The organism is Acinetobacter sp. ASP199 (genome assembly GCF_022700675.1).
In the GTDB taxonomy this organism is placed as follows: domain Bacteria; phylum Pseudomonadota; class Gammaproteobacteria; order Pseudomonadales; family Moraxellaceae; genus Acinetobacter.
This window is the reverse complement of record NZ_CP062182.1, coordinates 329050-345507: the sequence shown is the minus strand read 5'-3', so window position 1 is coordinate 345507 and position 16458 is coordinate 329050. Positions and strand designations below refer to the sequence as shown.

17 protein-coding genes are annotated in these 16458 nt (G+C 41.6%); 4 read left to right on the top strand and 13 right to left on the bottom strand.

The window, feature by feature from the left end:
- Position 1 precedes the first annotated feature (1 nt).
- The gene (locus IHE35_RS01615; protein ID WP_242789932.1) at positions 2-646 is read right to left on the bottom strand and encodes a tRNA (guanine-N(7)-)-methyltransferase; all 645 of its coding nucleotides are present in this window, start codon (positions 644-646) and stop codon (positions 2-4) included.
- An 83-nt stretch (positions 647-729) separates the two neighbouring features.
- On the opposite strand from IHE35_RS01615, the gene IHE35_RS01610 reads away from it, so the two are divergent.
- A complete protein-coding gene (locus IHE35_RS01610; protein ID WP_004813427.1) occupies positions 730-915 on the top strand; it encodes a DNA gyrase inhibitor YacG in 186 nt (61 codons plus the stop codon).
- A gap of 147 nt (positions 916-1062) precedes the next feature.
- Positions 1063-1242, top strand: a complete 180-nt coding sequence (locus IHE35_RS01605; RefSeq protein WP_242788773.1) for a hypothetical protein — start codon at positions 1063-1065, stop codon at positions 1240-1242.
- A gap of 83 nt (positions 1243-1325) precedes the next feature.
- Here IHE35_RS01605 and IHE35_RS01600 read toward each other — a convergent pair whose 3' ends face one another.
- The 5 genes from IHE35_RS01600 to IHE35_RS01580 all read right to left on the bottom strand — a co-directional run bounded on the left by IHE35_RS01600 (position 1326) and on the right by IHE35_RS01580 (position 5747).
- Positions 1326-1970 (bottom strand): MBL fold metallo-hydrolase, encoded by a 645-nt coding sequence (locus IHE35_RS01600; RefSeq protein ID WP_242788771.1) that lies wholly within the window; start codon positions 1968-1970, stop codon positions 1326-1328.
- A 21-nt stretch (positions 1971-1991) separates the two neighbouring features.
- A complete protein-coding gene (gene hemH / locus IHE35_RS01595; protein ID WP_242788766.1) occupies positions 1992-2999 on the bottom strand; it encodes a ferrochelatase in 1008 nt (335 codons plus the stop codon).
- A gap of 67 nt (positions 3000-3066) precedes the next feature.
- Positions 3067-4095, bottom strand: coding sequence for a DUF4062 domain-containing protein (locus tag IHE35_RS01590; RefSeq protein ID WP_242788757.1), 1029 nt, complete (start codon positions 4093-4095; stop codon positions 3067-3069).
- Between the two features lie 128 nt (positions 4096-4223).
- Entirely contained in the window at positions 4224-5087 is an 864-nt protein-coding gene (gene murI / locus IHE35_RS01585; protein ID WP_242788754.1) for a glutamate racemase, read from the bottom strand.
- A 48-nt stretch (positions 5088-5135) separates the two neighbouring features.
- Complete coding sequence (locus tag IHE35_RS01580; RefSeq protein ID WP_242788752.1) at positions 5136-5747, bottom strand: DUF1285 domain-containing protein; 612 nt, start codon at positions 5745-5747, stop codon at positions 5136-5138.
- Between the two features lie 185 nt (positions 5748-5932).
- Here IHE35_RS01580 and IHE35_RS01575 point away from each other — a divergent pair, with 185 nt between their 5' ends.
- Complete coding sequence (locus IHE35_RS01575) at positions 5933-7645, top strand: electron transfer flavoprotein-ubiquinone oxidoreductase (protein ID WP_242788749.1); 1713 nt, start codon at positions 5933-5935, stop codon at positions 7643-7645.
- 664 nt (positions 7646-8309) lie between these two features.
- Here the strand turns inward: IHE35_RS01575 and IHE35_RS01570 are convergent.
- Entirely contained in the window at positions 8310-8846 is a 537-nt protein-coding gene (locus tag IHE35_RS01570; RefSeq protein WP_242788747.1) for a hypothetical protein, read from the bottom strand.
- A gap of 80 nt (positions 8847-8926) precedes the next feature.
- On the opposite strand from IHE35_RS01570, the gene IHE35_RS01565 reads away from it, so the two are divergent.
- A protein-coding gene (locus tag IHE35_RS01565) for an IS4-like element ISAba1 family transposase (RefSeq protein WP_085940648.1) occupies positions 8927-10017 on the top strand; the annotation gives its coding sequence in 2 pieces (ribosomal slippage) (positions 8927-9467 and positions 9467-10017; 1092 coding nt in all).
- On the opposite strand, the gene IHE35_RS01560 is transcribed toward IHE35_RS01565, so the two are convergent.
- The 6 genes from IHE35_RS01560 to tusA all read right to left on the bottom strand — a co-directional run bounded on the left by IHE35_RS01560 (position 9979) and on the right by tusA (position 16391).
- On the bottom strand, positions 9979-11202 hold the full coding sequence (locus IHE35_RS01560) for a DUF2235 domain-containing protein (protein ID WP_242788745.1): 1224 nt from the start codon (positions 11200-11202) through the stop codon (positions 9979-9981). The two genes, IHE35_RS01565 and IHE35_RS01560, sit on opposite strands and share 39 nt — an antisense overlap.
- A gap of 4 nt (positions 11203-11206) precedes the next feature.
- Positions 11207-11662: a hypothetical protein gene (locus IHE35_RS01555; protein WP_242788743.1), complete on the bottom strand. Its 456-nt coding sequence runs from the start codon at positions 11660-11662 to the stop codon at positions 11207-11209.
- Positions 11663-11775: 113 nt separating this feature from the next.
- Positions 11776-12231 (bottom strand): hypothetical protein, encoded by a 456-nt coding sequence (locus IHE35_RS01550; RefSeq protein WP_242788741.1) that lies wholly within the window; start codon positions 12229-12231, stop codon positions 11776-11778.
- Between the two features lie 96 nt (positions 12232-12327).
- Positions 12328-13242, bottom strand: a complete 915-nt coding sequence (locus tag IHE35_RS01545) for a DUF4123 domain-containing protein (RefSeq protein WP_242788740.1) — start codon at positions 13240-13242, stop codon at positions 12328-12330.
- Positions 13243-15882, bottom strand: coding sequence for a type VI secretion system Vgr family protein (locus IHE35_RS01540; protein WP_242788739.1), 2640 nt, complete (start codon positions 15880-15882; stop codon positions 13243-13245).
- Positions 15883-16133: 251 nt separating this feature from the next.
- Positions 16134-16391, bottom strand: coding sequence for a sulfurtransferase TusA (tusA, locus tag IHE35_RS01535; protein ID WP_004813458.1), 258 nt, complete (start codon positions 16389-16391; stop codon positions 16134-16136).
- Positions 16392-16458: the final 67 nt, after the last annotated feature.

Genomic DNA, 16458 nt, shown 5'->3' with positions numbered 1-16458 from the left:
CTTATTCCGCAACCGCAGCATTTTGCCCCTGTAGAGGCTGGAAATCATCAAAACGGGTAACATAACCCTCAGGCTTGCTAATAATCAGCTGCTGACATAGTTCACCACGCTCCAGATACTTGATCTCAAAATGGGTACGTGCCGAATCAGAGGCAATCACCTGCTTCTCATAAGGCAGGCTCCATAACTCTTTCATCTGCTGTTCAGCTTCATCAATATATTCTGGAATGTTACTCGCCAAAGTAATCGAGCCGCCTGTTTTCAGGCGTGACAGCAAAAATTCAAAGAACGGCATATTGGCCCAACGCTGTGCCGGGTTATGTGGTTCCGGGTTTGGATACAGGATAAAAAACTGCTCCACTTGGGCAGGATATAGCGCATGTACCACCCATGGCAGGGCATCAGCATGTACGGTTTGCAAGTTCGGCTGACCTTCCAATTCATGCTGCTTTTGCATCGCCAGGAATTTTTCACGGGTCCGTTCAATCGCAATCAGTTTGTGCTCTGGATGTGTCCGGGTAAATAACAAGGCATGCTTGCCCTTGCCTGCGCCAATTTCTACACAAATCGGTTCAGGGCTGATGCTTTGAAAATCACGAGGGGCATGCATACGCTGCGCTTGAAATTGACGAATCGGCATAATCAGATCAAACTAATGAAAACCGCATAAGTCTAACAAGTGCGGCTATGTTTGCCTAATTGAATCCTGTTTTTTGTGGAGTATTGTCTATGCCAACCACCCTGAAATGCCCACGTTGTGGTGCACTGACTACGTGGGAAGACAATGCGTTTCGTCCCTTTTGTTCCGAACGCTGCAAGATGATTGATTTGGGTGCCTGGGCCAATGAAGACTATAAGCTGCCAACTCAAGATGCCCCGCAAGCTGATGGAGGCCGTGAAGAAGACCAGTTTTAAATGAGACTGACCAGAGGAAAGGAATTCGGATTGAATTCCTTTTTCATTTGGTGCTAGACTAACTTAAAAATAATATATGATTGATTATTAAAATAAAATTTAAATAACTATTCCAATAAAATAACAAAAATAAAAGAGGACATACCGATGTTTATCCTCCTGCTTAAAATTTTTATGTTGTTCTTGACCTTGCTGTGCTGTACCAGCATTGGCCTTGGATTCTGGAAACAGGACTATATCTTTATCTTGATTGGTATTCTGCTGATTCTGGCCATCTGGATATTAAGACTGCAAATTCGGCAGTTGCAACATGATCCTTTTGCATAAATATCGTCCATTTTACTCCTCCCCGAAAAGCAAAAAAGGAATCTCAATAGATTCCTTTTTTATTTTATAGGATAAGCAAAGTATTAACCCGCAGTCCCTGCCACAAATGGATTATGCTGCTTTTCAAAACCAATCGTGCTCATTGGACCATGTCCTGAGATAAACTGAGTCTCTTCGGGCAGGCTAAAGCATTCACGTTGAATTGAATCCAGTAATTGCTGATGATTACCACGTGGAAAGTCAGTACGGCCAATCGAACCTTTAAACAGTACATCACCTGTCCAAAGCAAGCCATGATTGCGATTATAGAACATTACATGGCCTGGTGTATGACCGGGTGCAAAACGAACCTCAAATTCTTCCTCCCCCAGTTTCAATACTTCACCGCCTTCCAGCCATTCGGTCACTTCCACCTTTTCCGGAATCGGGAAACCATAACGGGCAGACACTTCCTGAATCATATCCAGCCAGAAAGCATCCTCTTTATGTGGACCAATCACCGGCACATCCCAAGCTTTTTTTAAAGCACCTACTGCACCAGCATGATCTAAATGACCATGGGTCAGCCATAATGCCTTTACCGTCAGACCGAGCGCTTCGACTTCTGATTTCAGTTTTTCAGGCTCACCACCCGCATCAATCAAAACTGCTTCTTTGCTGTCTGTATCCCATAAAATGGAACAGTTTTGCTGAAAGGCAGTTACAGGAACAATTTTGACTTGGAGCATAGGCTTTAAAACCTCAAGAAATTAGTGAGCGAGAGTATGAGTCAATGCATCAAGATTAGCCTGTAGCAATGAATTGAGCAATTGCAAATGATCCTCACGGCTATTCAATGCCGGAATATAGCTATAGCGTTCACCACCATTGGCCTTGAAGGTATCTGCATTTTCCATTGCCAGTTCTTCTAGCGTTTCCAGACAATCCGCCGAGAAAGCCGGACTCATGACCTGAATCGATTTCACCCCCTGTTTGCCCCACTCTTCAATCAAGGCATCAGTGTAGGGTTTAACCCATTCCTGCTTGCCAAAACGTGACTGGAAGCTAATCGCATACTGATCTTCAGATAGGCCTAAAGCTTCTGCCACCAGTTGACCGGTGATACGACAACGGTCAGCATAGGGATCGCCTTTATCGGCATAAGGCTGTGGAATACCATGGAAAGACATCAACAGCTTTTCTGGCTTGCCATGAATTGCCTGATAGTCACGCACACTCTGTGCCAATGCCTGAATAAACAGCGGATGCTGATAATAATCACGAATCAGTGATAAACCTGGAAGATTACGCTGAGTCAGCACCCATTTTGCCACGGCATCGTACAGCGGTGCAGTTGAAGTGGCTGAATACTGCGGGAACAATGGCAACAGAATCACGTGATCCTGAGGTTGTTCGCTGATCTGGTTGAGAACTGCCTGAATGTTCGGGTTACCATAAGTCATGGCGGGCACCACATTCAGTTCGAATTGCGGATAATGCTGAGTCAATTCTGCTTTTACTGCTGCAACCTGTTGCAGCAGGATTTCGCGCATGGGTGAATCTTGAGCCCAGACTTGTGCATAAGCCTGCGCAACCCGTTTAGGACGGAATGGTAAAATAAACAGACGCAAAATGATCTGCCAGATCGGCTTGGGAATTTCAATGACCCGCTGATCGGACAGGAACTGCTGCAGAAAAGTTCGTACTGCAGGAACGGTAGGAGCATCAGGAGTACCGAGATTTGCCAGGATAATGGTGACTTTGGTTTTAGCAAGCATTCAGATCATCCATCTGGAGAGGTCAATCCCTGTACTTTAACAGTTTTCAATAAATTTATAATATGGACTAATAGGCTGACTTATATTGAAAAACCCGATCTTTATCCAGTAAATTACTTTCTAACAGTTTCTGGGCCTTAGCCGTGATCTGCCACAGTAAGCGCTGACGGTCATCGCGGCCGGTTGGCACAATCCAGTCATTTTGGCGCATCTGGATTTTCAAGCTATGCAAAGCACGAATGTTCATCTGTGCACGCGCCACAGCATGAGCACGTGGCATTTCGATACGCGCATCTTCCAGACCAGTTTCATTTAAATATTCATTCAGGCGCTTAGAGAAGAATTCTTCTGGCGTTGGATTGACGAAAGTAGATCCAAGAATTGCTAAAAGTTCAGCCCAGGTCAGTTTTTTCTGAACTTTGAGTTCTTTAAAGTTACCATCCTGATAGGCATGCATGCGGTACTCAAAAGAAAAAATTTCATGCATGGACACTTTAGGCAAGCTCAGGAATGGATCAGGCTCACGTTTGCCTGCCTCTGCTTCCATTTGGGCAATGCGCGCCTTAAGCTCGTCAATTTGATCATGCAGGGCTTGGGCATTCTGGGGACGCACCCAGCCAGTCACCGGATAGCGTTCCAGCATCTGCGGCATATTCAGGCGAACTGCCATTTCCAGGTCGCGCAGGCTACGGTAGGTAAAGACCTGATCGGCTTCATTCTGTAGCAGTTTTCGGAATTCATTAAATTTTTCACGCAATTCCGCTTTGGCATCATGCAGGGATGGCTCACGGGAGGCAGGGTCATCATGCATAAATACAATAATCGGTTTCTGCTTGGTCACCGCATAGATATATTCAAGGTGCATGTAGCCCACGCCAGAGACAGACTGTTCACCATACTGGCTTCCTAGCAGGATCATCACATAGTCACAGTCATCAATCTGACGGCGAGCAAAGGCAGTACTAAGTGGATTGCGCTGTTCCAACCCCCAAGAGAAGAAGCCCATACCCACCAGTGTCTGTGACAAAATGATACGCTCTGGCTGCATTTCCGAACCAGAGGTGGATATAAAGACCTGATAACGTTTATCCAGCATTCCAAACCCTCTCCAACTACCGCGAATATGCACAGTTCACCTCTATCTCCATGAGCTGCTGCATATGCGTGCCCCACTTAAAAACATCAAATTTTAAAATAATGTAACTCACTGACTGACAGCTCAGCTTATATATTACTTACAGACCATTGAATATCGCCTGGCATCAGGTGCTGTATAATCGGTTGAACTTGCTCAGCATTTTGACCACTGACAAAAATTTCGATTCTCACACTTTGTTTACGCTCGCATTCAAATAATAACTCATTTTTGATCAAAATACGGGCGGTTTGTCTTGCAACAGCCAATCCAGAGTCAATCAATGTCATTTTATGACCAAAAATATACTGAATTGACGATTTTAGGAAGGGGTAATGTGTACATCCAAGCACTAAATAGTCTGCACCCTGATCTACAACTGGTTGTAAAATATTGGTTAATGTCGCTAGGCACGCGGAACTCATCTGCTCGCCAGCTTCAACAAAAGGCACCAGATCCAGACAGGTGACCGGGATCACATTTACGCCTGCTGGTCCAGCAAAACGGGTCATGACATCTTTAATCAGCTGACCACGGAAGGTCGCTGGTGTCGCAAGCACGGCCACAGTTTTAGATTGGGTCGCCAAAACTGCCGGTTTTAAAGCGGGTACCAGACCGATAATCGGAAAACTCTCACCATAATGCGCACGCAAATAATCCAGACTAAACGCTGAAGCAGTATTACATGCCACGACAGCCGCCTTACAGCCTTTGCGATACAGCCATTCAATTGCCTGTGCAGTGAGTTCACGAATGTCCTGATCCTCGCGCGGACCATAAGGCACATTGGCCGTATCGGCATAATAGACAAAGCGTTCATTCGGTAAATGGTGTGCGATTTCTAGTGCGACAGAAAGACCTCCGATTCCTGAATCAAAAATCCCAATGGGTGCATCTGCAGTAACATCAGTAATGGGATCAAGTGTGGACGGAATCGGATAAATGGCGCTCATACAGGGGCTGTTTGCTCAAATGGACAGACATGGCACAAAGCTTAAACCTCAGGTGCCTAAATGCAAGTCTAAATCACCACTTTTCAAGTTTAATACCGTTTCACCTTCAGAATTTTCGATGAGCTCACCCATTTCTACCAGATGTAAAAAGGCGGCGCGCTGGATCAATGCATTAATGCCAAAACGCACATGTACATAAGGACGCTGTTCATCAGCAAAAGCACGCATAAAAATCGGATGTTCTTTATCTACAATAATGACATCCTGCGTAGTCGTCGTTAGCTGAATATAGCTTTTTCCATCAATTTCCACCTGATCAGCCTGCCCTACAAATAAGGGCTCATCTTCGACCTCAATTTCGATCTGCTCAACCGGGGTTTTTAGATAGAACTTGCCATCTTCTTTCCAGAGTACTGTTGAGAACAGGTCAATCATCGTCTGGCGTTTGATCAATTGACCTTCGTGCCACCATTCTCCATTGGCTAAAACCTTCAAATCCATTGTGCCACAATACTTTGGTTTCCACTGTTCCAAAGGGGGTATTGACCTTTTATGACTGCCCTGTACATCTTTTATGTATTGTGCAATGTTTGTTAAATTTTTATCATCACTCATGACTGTTTTTTTCGTCGAATGATTCGTTTCTGCTGACTTATCCATAGTAGAAGACCTTAATGACGGAAAAATAATATGTTTCAGCCAATTGGCTTAAACTGGGTTTAAAACTATACTAGCCCACAATATTAAAGACACTAATCTTTTTGTGTCCAGGAATTATAGATACTCATGGCAGCACCCGATCATCCGATTATGGTTGCCACCGAATGTAATATGAGGAGTCCCACATGGAGCACATCGAACGTGAATCGATGGAGTTTGACGTAGTCATCGTAGGCGCAGGCCCTGCGGGTCTTTCTGCGGCGATCAAAATCCGTCAGCTTGCAATTGAAAACAACCTGAATGATCTGTCTGTTTGTGTCGTGGAAAAAGGTTCCGAAGTCGGTGCTCATATTCTTTCTGGTGCTGTACTTGAGCCGCGTGCCATGAATGAGTTGTTCCCGAACTGGAAAGAAGAAGGCGCTCCGCTGAATGTTCCAGTGACAGAAGACAAAACATTCTTCCTGCTGTCTGAAACGACTTCTAAAGAAGCACCACACTGGATGGTGCCAAAGACCATGCACAATGATGGCAACTATGTCATTTCATTGGGCAACGTGGTGCGCTGGTTAGGCCAGAAAGCTGAAGAACTGGAAGTTTCAATCTTCCCAGGTTTCGCAGCTGCTGAAATCCTTTACCATGAAGATGGTTCAGTCAAAGGCATCCAGACCGGTGACATGGGCATCGGTAAAGATGGCGAACCGACACATAACTTTACTCCAGGTTATGAACTGCATGCCAAATACACCATCTTTGCTGAAGGCTGCCGTGGTCACCTGGGTAAACGCCTGATCCAGAAATTCAACCTGGACAAAGATGCGGATCCACAGCATTACGGTATCGGCATTAAAGAACTGTGGGAAATTGATCCTGCGAAACATAAGCCAGGTCTGGTCATGCACGGTGCCGGCTGGCCATTGAATGAAACAGGTTCTTCTGGCGGCTGGTGGTTATACCATGCGGAAAATAACCAGGTGACTCTGGGCATGATCGTGGATCTTTCTTATGAAAACCCACACATGTATCCATTCATGGAAATGCAGCGCTGGAAAACTCATCCGCTAATCAAGCAGTATCTGGAAGGCGGTAAACGTATTTCTTATGGTGCGCGTGCGGTAACTAAAGGTGGTTTTAACTCTCTGCCGAAATTCACTTTCCCAGGTGGTTCTTTAATCGGTGATGATGCGGGCTTCCTGAACTTTGCCAAGATCAAAGGCTCACATACTGCGATGAAGTCAGGCATGCTCTGCGGTGAAGCGGTATTTGAAGCAATCAAGGCCGGTGTAGAGAAAGGCGGTGACCTGGCAGTTGCACGTGTAACTGAAGGCGAAGATTTCTTCGTGAAAGAATTGACTGCGTATACAGACAAGTTCAACAACAGCTGGTTGAAAGAAGAGCTGTATAGCGCGCGTAACTTTGGCCCTGCAATGCATAAGTTCGGTCAATGGATGGGTGGTGCATTCAACTTTATTGACCAGAACGTGTTTAAAGTACCATTTACCCTGCATGACCTGGTGCCAGACTTTAAGACATTGAAAACTGTTGATGCGGTGAACTTCAAGCCGAACTATCCAAAACCGGATGGCAAGCTGACTTTTGACCGCCTGTCTTCAGTGTTTGTATCGAACACCGTGCATGAAGAAAACCAGCCTGCGCATTTGAAACTGACCGATGCTTCAATTCCAGTGAACGTGAACCTGCCAAAATGGGATGAGCCAGCTCAGCGCTACTGCCCGGCGGGTGTATATGAAATCATGGAAAATGATGACGGTTCGAAGCGTTTCCAGATCAATGCAGCCAACTGTGTGCACTGCAAAACCTGTGACATCAAAGACCCTTCTCAGAACATCACCTGGGTAACACCGGAAGGTGCTGGTGGTCCAAACTATCCAAATATGTAATCTCTTATGAGATATAAATAAACCTGCTTTCGAGCGGGTTTATTTATATAAGTTTTATAATATCCCTTTTAAAGCACTTAAGTATTTTTAGAAAATTTAATTTTATTTTTCTTTATTGGTTGCTTTTAAATACCAGATTGTTTCACCCCAATCACTTTCTAATTTTAGGAAAATATCTCCTTTTACAAAATACTGTGATTCAGACTGATTCGCGGGACTCCACCTTTTAAATAGAATTCACCTCGCTGTTGATATATCGCTGGACCTTCCCAAGCATAGAGTTTCTAATCTTTTGGAACTGTATATTCAAGATATTCACCCTTACTATTCCAGCTCACCCTAATGCAAATATATCTCTCCATTCCTTACGACTTTTTAACTTAACAAACTCAGACTTTCTCATCCAACAGATACCATTATCCAAACTTCCGGGCGCTGGATTCGACTTTCAATTTTTAACATGTTATACATTTAAACACTCATTATTATTTTTTTACTCATCATTGATACAGCCAACTGCGCACGCTGTAAGACCTGTGACATTAAAGATCCTTCACAGAATATTATGTGCGTTATACTTGATCTTGCTGATGGCCGAACTATCTAATATTTAATTTATTGAATAAAGGATTCTCATATACAGATTTTTTATTAACTTTTAAAACTAATTATTCTGAGTTTTTTCAAATTCATTATTTTCATAAGCTATTTGTTCGTGGATAGGCCCTAATTTTTTATCCACTCTTTTACCTTTCCAACTTCGTTTTGATTCATATACCGTTCGTTGTCTAAAGTAACTAAATGGCTCTGCATTATAGATGAAACCATATTTCGAATCGTGTACATAGCTTGAATAAAAATCTACTGCTTCTTGTGAAACATTTTTTTCCCAACTCTGTAATTCCCAATCATCTATATCGACTAAAAACTCATAAGCTTTAGCAAATGGATAAATAATTCTAAATACGTGTTTTATACCTGTTAAATTGGATTGATCAAATGTGGTGAAGTTTTTAGCTTTTTTAACTCTTTCAACTTCAGTGGCCATATCAGCAGGACCTGTTGGTAAAGAAAATCCTGCTTCTTCTCGAGCAATTTGACTCACTGAAAGATAGGCTGGATCTTCTTTTGATTTATCTGCTGCTAAATATTGTTGTCGTTGACGATGTAAAGTTCCATAGGCACCATATTGAATCTTCATATAATTTTTCTCTGTACACGACAAAAATAGATAACTCATTGAAATAATGTCACAATAATTGTTTTCTAACGACGAATACTATGACACATCTCAATGAGTTATATCTTATCTTAAACAAATCTCTAAAATGGAACAAGTCACATTTAAAGTGCTTTGCGCTCATCATGCTTGTGATTATTTTAAAGCAAACATGTAATCTTTCTTCTGCATCTAAAGCCTTGCCCATCAAGTGTTTACCACAATCATTTTATCGACGTATGCAGCGCTTCTTTGCAGGTCAGTATTTTGATTATCGTCAAATTTCTCAGTTGATTTTCAATATGTTTTCATTCGACCAAGTGCAACTGACTTTAGATAGAACCAATTGGAAATGGGGAAAACGAAATATTAATATCCTGATGCTCGCAATCGTTTATCGTGGAATAGCGATACCTATCCTTTGGACATTGCTTAATAAACGTGGAAATTCAGATACGAAAGAGCGTATTGCTTTGATTCAACGCTTTATAGCCATTTTTGGTAAAGACCGTATTGTGAATGTGTTCGCAGACAGAGAGTTTATCGGTGAGCAGTGGTTTACATGGTTAATTGAACAAGACATCAACTTCTGCATTCGTGTTAAAAAAACTTCATTGTCACCAATCATTTAGGAAAGAATCATAAAATTAGTGATTTATTTCGCCATCTTAAAGTTGGTCAAATTGAATGTCGTAAACGACGGATTTTGGTTGGTCGGGTGAAACTATATATAAGTGCACTACAGTTAGAAAATGGAGAGCTTTTACTCGTCGTTTCTCCTCAGTTTAATGCCAATGCTATTCAGGATTATGCATTACGCTGGGAAATTGAAACCTTATTCAGTTGTCTCAAAGGACGCGGGTTTAATCTTGAAAATACGCGCTTGACAGACCCTAGACGAGTGAAAAAATTGATTGCGGTGTTAGCTATAAGCTTCTGTTGGTGTTACTTAACGGGTGAATGGCAACATAATCAAAAAAAAGCGATAAAAATAAAGAAGCATGGACGACTCTCAATGAGTTTATTTCGCTATGGTTTAGACTATGTTCAAATGGCGATTCAGCGTTTAATTGGTTTTGGGAAAAAAGAAGAGTTTAAGGAAATTTTGGCAATTTTAAGAAAGCAGAATCCTGATAGGATAAGGGTTCTGTGAAATTTGTCGTGTACAGAGATAATTTTTAATATCTTTTTTTACATCACCTGTCGAGGCTCCTGCTGCTTTTTGAACGGCCTCGAAAAGTTGCTGGGTTTTTTCTTCGATCTTAAACTCTTCATTAAAGATTTTAATGTCATTATTTTCTAATTCGCTATAACCAAATACTTTCACACCTGATACCGCTGCACTTTCAAGCATATGCTTTAAAGGTATACGAGCAAAATTATTACTAATTGTTTGTGAACTTGGCTCATAGCCACCACCAACATCGGAATGCATCCCAGGATAGACTATTTCTTTCCATCTTCTTGGGTTAGCCAATTTTTCATCTATATGGATAGAATCAACTGGGAAAGCGAAGCGTAATTCATTACCTGCCACTAGATGTAAGCAATTTTTTACTCTCGGATCGACCACCATGTCTCGTCCTTTAAAACTAAGTTTATTTGGCATATTGGTCGCAGGCAATCCAAAAGAAGCAACCGTATCAAATATACCTAAAAACTGTATTTCCATTGGTGCAAGTTCTGCTTGACCTGAGATTTGATACTTTAGGCTCAAGTCCTCAGTTTCAGTCTTCCAAATCATTTCATTAGAAAATACCCGTGCCAGTGCAGCCCCGCGTGAGAAACCAAAGATCGATAAATTAACTTTTTTGATTAGACGATGTTCGTTGAGCTTTGCCTCCATTTTAACTATCGCTTCATTTTTTCGCGCTTCAACCTGAGGCTTTAAGGTTGCCTCGGCTTGGGCTATTTTTTGTTTTAAAGTGTTTTCCAAACTTTTACTAATCTGACTCTCACCATATTCTAAGCGTCTTCTACCACCAATGCCTGTAAAACCGCCCGAAAGATCATGATCTTGCACTTTAGCTATTATGTTATCAACTTTGCTCAGCTCACCATTAAATGGGGTTCCAACCCCAGAAACATAAATAGGATGATTGAACTTCACTGGCGACTTTGTACGCTCAATTTCGAATAAACTATAAGATTGTGCATTTCGCCATAACTTTGCTGGATTGGCGAGTTTTCCTTTATCTTGGTCTGCTTCTAAATTGTTTCCTGTCCCATCAAAAAAAACAGAAATGTTAACTACATCAGCACAATCTTGCTTGGATTGTGGATGCAGATTACTGACATCTTGATTGCTATTTTTTATTTTTTGTAATTGAGAAACCATATTCTTACCTTTTTATTTTTTTATCATTTTCATTTAATTCATCAATTAATTTCGATCTCACCTCTAATCCTTTTTTTGTAGCATCAGGCATATTCCGCCCTTCCGTCAATGTGATTTCAACCGTATCATCCGGATAAAGATGTACAGCTAAATAACTTTTTCCTTTCAAATCCTCTTTGGTTAAATAAGGAACATTTTTTGCGACGTGTTGTTTACGAATATTTGTTTGTCCCCATGTAATATATTGTGGTCCAGTAATAATCGCAGATCGTTTGGTGGCTGCACCAAATCCTCCTCCGACTTCCTCGCCATTTACCTGTACAATATAAGGTCTATATCTTGGATCATAACCAAACGATGTCGTCGTAAGAACATAGGTTTTACCGGAACCTGAACTGCATCCCACCAAGCCTAAAACCAGGCCTGCTGGTAGCATCACAATTTTTTTAAATATATTCATAACATTGCCTATCAAGACTCCAACTTCTTTTCAAACAGCTTCGAAAAGTTAATACTGAGATGCTGGTTCCTTATATCTTGATTACTATGTTTTGTAATTGAGAAACCATATTCTTACCTTTTTATTTTTTTATCATTCTCATTTAATTCATCAATTAATTTCGATCTCACCTCTAATCCTTTTTTTGTAGCATCAGGCATATTCCGCCCTTCAGTCAATGTAATTTCAACCATATCATCTGGATAAAGGTGCACTGCTAAATAGCTTTTACCTTTTAAGTCCTCCTTGGTTAAGTATGGGACATTTTTTGCAATATGCTCTTTATAGCTATTTCCTTCCCCCCATTTGATGTATTGTGGACCTGTAATAACTGCAGATCGTTTGGTAGCTGCCCCAAATCCTCCTCCAACTTCCTCGCCATTCACTCGCACAATATAAGGTCTATATCTTGGGTCATAACCGAACGATGTTGTCGTAAGTACATAAGTTTTACTTGAGCCTGAACTACATCCCACCAAACCTAAAGCCAAGCTTACTGGTAGCATCACAATTTTTTTAAATATATTCATAACATCCCCTATAATTTTTAATTTACTTAAAGAATATTCCTAACTTCACGCGTTGCTTTGATGATTAATTAATTGTGTTAGCATAAAGTTTATGATTTATTCGTTTTCTTCAACTGAACTCTCTAAGTCTTCCATCGCCTGATCCATTGTGATCATCTTATTCTTCACTTTTAATAGCACACTTTGAAGAAGGTCATCTTGTTCGAAATTATTTTTATATATCAAAGTTAGACAAATAAAATTTAAAATATCCCGAGTACCTTCCAAACCATATTCACGTGCTAATGCTATTTTTTCCACAACATATGGGTAAAGCTCCCATTCCTTAAAGTCCTCAACCAAGAAAGGATTATTCAGATTTAGATAATAAATCAAATGATCAGGAAAGGTTGCTTCTACCATCATGTCTTCTTGTACTGGCGTAAACGTAAACGGATTTTGCCAATCATAAAATTTCAAAGATTCATGACCATTACCGCCGATGATTTTATGTAATTTGTCTTTTCGATCCCAATACCACCAACTATGAATAGGCTCTAATAAAACTTTCTTCTGCTGGTCTGATAACACTTGCTGCTTAACATAAAGAGTCTGGTCTGAAATTTGACCGACTAAAGTACCAAGAATAGCTGGATCCCAAAATGCTAAATACATCTCTAATCCACTTTCAAACTGGACATTCAGAAATTGCCTCAAATGTGAATATAAACTATCAAAATCTAAAGGACTTATTATTAAAGTTAATCGAGGAGTCCCAACCACGCGTTTAGAGATATATTGCCACTCGATATTATAATTGTGCCCGAGTTGAACCAAATGAGGTGATATTTTTGCAGCTTTATCACCAGCAGCTTCTGTTAATAAATTACGATCATGTAAATGTGAATTCTTTTTTAAAAACCGACTGTCTTGTGCTGCATCAGCCAAAGCATAAATAAAATAAGTCTTATTTTCCCCAGATGGATATTCTTCAAAAAAATATTGTAAATCAGGATGTAATAAATTTATCATTTATAAACCCTCCCCTTTATTGACAAATGCACCACGTTGGCTTGCTCTTCGTGCCAAACATTCCCAACACACACTTTGTGGGAAGAATGGTAAGTTCATATTTACTTTCGTGCCAGGTACAAACTGATGCTGCCCGGCCTTCACCTCAAACTTGCCACCAGTGGTTGGCAAAATTCCTGAATTACTGATTTCAATCTGAGAACCGCCTGCGGTTAATACAATTTTCTTGGCTGCGGTCATTTCGATCTGATCTTCAGTAGAGATAATTTTTATATCTTTACGCGCAAAAACATCTATTCCATCTCCTTGTGCTTGAATCTCGACTTTGCCTTTACCTGCATATAAGCGTACTCCGTCTTGCGCTGCGAACAGGCTTAGTTTCTGGCTGGCATGGGCAATCAAAGATTGTTGTGTACTCAGGTTAATACTCTCTCCTGCACTTTGACTAATCTGGCCATCAGCAGATAGATGAATGTCCTGCTGGGTACTCAGCGCAATCGATTGTGGTGCCGTTAGGATCATGATTGCCTGTTTAAAGGCAGCAGCTTTTTTCTGATCCTGTTGTTCAATCTGCTCAATCAGGCTTTTTAAATTCTCAAAAATTTCCAATGGATCAGTTTGCTGATTTTTAGCCACATCACTGAGCGCCTGGCTTACCTGTAGAGCTGATTGGAGCTGGCTTTTCGCTGGTTCAGCATCCATATGTGAACCATCTGCAGCTCGCTGTTTATGAGTCGAGATCAACAAACCTTCACCGGCACGGACTGCACCCCATTGGTCAGTTCTGAGTTCAAAACCTTCTCCATGCCCTTCACTTTCAGCCTGTTGTTTCGGATGGCTCAAATCACCCAGGTTAAGTTGACTCGCAGCATGGCTGCTATGCAACTGTGCACTGATCTGTCCGGTGGTATCATCAAAACGTAACTGGTTAAAACCTTCTCCTTGCACTTCTTGCGAACGGATACCACTAAGTTTTTGGGTCTCTGGTAAGCGTCCTTTCTTGTCAAATTTTGTTGGTGAACGCTGACCTTCATGAATTCGGCCCACCACAAAAGGCCGGTCAATATTGCCATCAAAAAAGTCGACCACAACAATTTCACCAATGCGTGGCAAGAAGCGCACACCATAACCTTCCCCTGCCCACGGGGTCAGTACATCCACCCAGGCCGAGTCAGTATCACTATCATTCGTTCCGGCTCCATTATCATGGGTATGATCATCAGGACGAGTGAATAAAAACCTGATTTTGATGCGTCCCCATTTATCCACATAAATGTCTTCACCTTCTGGCCCGACTACTTTTGCCCGTTGCGAATAGGCTTGTGGTCGATGCAATAAGGGCTGAAATTCAGGAACCACAGGAATATTGCGACGTTGCAAGACTAAATGATTTGCCTGGCGCTCATCAGCATCTTTAACTTTTGTTAGCTGCCATTGGCTTTGCTGGATTAAAATATTGACCTGTACATTCAGGTCTTTGGGCAAATTATTCTGGTTATAAAATTGCTTGGAAAGAATCAGAAATTCTTGATCTGCTGACTGATGCTGGTCAATTTCTGGATGCTGATCTAGTCGAAACCAATAACCAACTTGCGCATCACGTACAGTGGATGTTGCCGAGAACTGCTTGGCCTGCGAATCATAAAAATGTTGCAAGTTCTGGTTAACTTTCTCAATTTGTACAGCGGATGCTGGTGTCGCCTGATCTTCATGCTTAAGATCAGTGACCCATGCCGGGCTGAAATTCCACGCCTGTTCCAGTCCCAGACTGGCATTATCCTGAACCTGACTATGCTGATGCTTGCTTTGGACTGAACCTGCACCCTCTTCCTGACTCAAGCGATCGGCATGCCAGCGCTGGATATGTACTGCAGTCGGCTGTAACTGTCGCTCTGCAATAAAGCTGGTCATGCTATCCGCCTGCTCTGTCGCACTGGAAGGATGAAAACGGATTACCCGACGGCTTAAAGCCTGATACTGGCTATTGTCATCAATCAATCTGAGTTTCTGTGCTTCAATCGGTGCTGAGGAATGTAGGACCATTAGCTCAGATTCATCAATCAACCAGTTAATGCCTTCACTGCGCCATAAACGGGTTAAAAATTCATAGTCCGTTTCATTTGACTGCATGCTAAAAGGACGCACATCATAGGTCTGTAGCAAACCTGATAAATCCAGCTTGAGTGCAGCCGCAAATAATGGACTTTTACTCTGCCATTCCTTAAATAATATTTCGGTAATATCACGGACACTTTTGTTCATAAACACACGGCTATTCCGGCGTTTATGCCAAAGTGAAGTGGCATCTTCCAAGCTAAGTTTATAAAGCGTTAATGCGCCATCACTTTGCTCCTGAGCTGCCTGGGTAATAATTCCTGAACTGCGAAACAGCTGTCCCTGATCCGTGACCTGATCTACAGCGACCTGTGTGCCTATAAATCGTTTTAAAGGAATCAAAGCATTGGTAGATAAACAGATCAGCTCTATTTTCAGCCCTTGATTGAGCACATGCTGACCATCGATCTGTTGCAAAAGGACTTCAGAGTTGAGCTGCTGATTGGAAAACTGAATATGTAAAGCACGTTTCTGTGCGCTTAACCCTAATTGTTCGAGTATTTGAGCAATAGAACTTCTGATCATTTTTATTTTTTTATGATTATTTTTGCGGCATTATAATAAATTTAGTTGATTAAGCCTAGCCAGTTTGGTCCGGTAGATTTGCTCTAATTTTAATCTGACCTGAGAAAAGATATTGGTTTGATCAAGAGATGGGCTTCGTTAAACTTTATCGTTTTAGACTCGAGTTCTTAGTGTGTAATAGGCTTCAAGCCTAAAAAGTGTTGATTAATTGAATCAGGGCAAATGATTCAGTTCATCTGCCCAATAAGTTATTAACCTTTTTTTACCAGATAATGAAACTCTTTATTGCCATTTTCATCGAGGCGTTCTTCCTGGAGCAGTAATTCATGCCCCAGATGCATACAGAATTTTGGAATATCCCATGAAGTTGAATTATCTGTCGCGAAGACCTCAACCACATCACCTGACTTGGACTTACGGATCGCCTGATGCAGCATCATCACAGGTTCCGGACAGCGTAAACCACGGGTATTCAATTGCAGGCTAGGAGTAATTTCAGCTTCAGACATCGGCATGCTCAGGAGGGAAAGACTGCCTTATTTTAACATAAACATGTGTTTGTACCCATGACTGGCT

What these genes read in the sequence shown, in the direction of transcription:
- IHE35_RS01610 (WP_004813427.1), top strand. Translation starts at nt 730, where the DNA reads ATGCCAACCACCCTGAAATGCCCACGTTGTGGTGCACTGACTACGTGG.
- IHE35_RS01605 (WP_242788773.1), top strand. Translation starts at nt 1,063, where the DNA reads ATGTTTATCCTCCTGCTTAAAATTTTTATGTTGTTCTTGACCTTGCTG.
- IHE35_RS01600 (WP_242788771.1), bottom strand. Translation starts at nt 1,970, where the DNA reads ATGCTCCAAGTCAAAATTGTTCCTGTAACTGCCTTTCAGCAAAACTGT.
- hemH (WP_242788766.1), bottom strand. Translation starts at nt 2,999, where the DNA reads ATGCTTGCTAAAACCAAAGTCACCATTATCCTGGCAAATCTCGGTACT.
- IHE35_RS01590 (WP_242788757.1), bottom strand. Translation starts at nt 4,095, where the DNA reads ATGCTGGATAAACGTTATCAGGTCTTTATATCCACCTCTGGTTCGGAA.
- murI (WP_242788754.1), bottom strand. Translation starts at nt 5,087, where the DNA reads ATGAGCGCCATTTATCCGATTCCGTCCACACTTGATCCCATTACTGAT.
- IHE35_RS01580 (WP_242788752.1), bottom strand. Translation starts at nt 5,747, where the DNA reads ATGGATAAGTCAGCAGAAACGAATCATTCGACGAAAAAAACAGTCATG.
- IHE35_RS01575 (WP_242788749.1), top strand. Translation starts at nt 5,933, where the DNA reads ATGGAGCACATCGAACGTGAATCGATGGAGTTTGACGTAGTCATCGTA.
- IHE35_RS01570 (WP_242788747.1), bottom strand. Translation starts at nt 8,846, where the DNA reads ATGAAGATTCAATATGGTGCCTATGGAACTTTACATCGTCAACGACAA.
- IHE35_RS01560 (WP_242788745.1), bottom strand. Translation starts at nt 11,202, where the DNA reads ATGGTTTCTCAATTACAAAAAATAAAAAATAGCAATCAAGATGTCAGT.
- IHE35_RS01555 (WP_242788743.1), bottom strand. Translation starts at nt 11,662, where the DNA reads ATGAATATATTTAAAAAAATTGTGATGCTACCAGCAGGCCTGGTTTTA.
- IHE35_RS01550 (WP_242788741.1), bottom strand. Translation starts at nt 12,231, where the DNA reads ATGAATATATTTAAAAAAATTGTGATGCTACCAGTAAGCTTGGCTTTA.
- IHE35_RS01545 (WP_242788740.1), bottom strand. Translation starts at nt 13,242, where the DNA reads ATGATAAATTTATTACATCCTGATTTACAATATTTTTTTGAAGAATAT.
- IHE35_RS01540 (WP_242788739.1), bottom strand. Translation starts at nt 15,882, where the DNA reads ATGATCAGAAGTTCTATTGCTCAAATACTCGAACAATTAGGGTTAAGC.
- tusA (WP_004813458.1), bottom strand. Translation starts at nt 16,391, where the DNA reads ATGTCTGAAGCTGAAATTACTCCTAGCCTGCAATTGAATACCCGTGGT.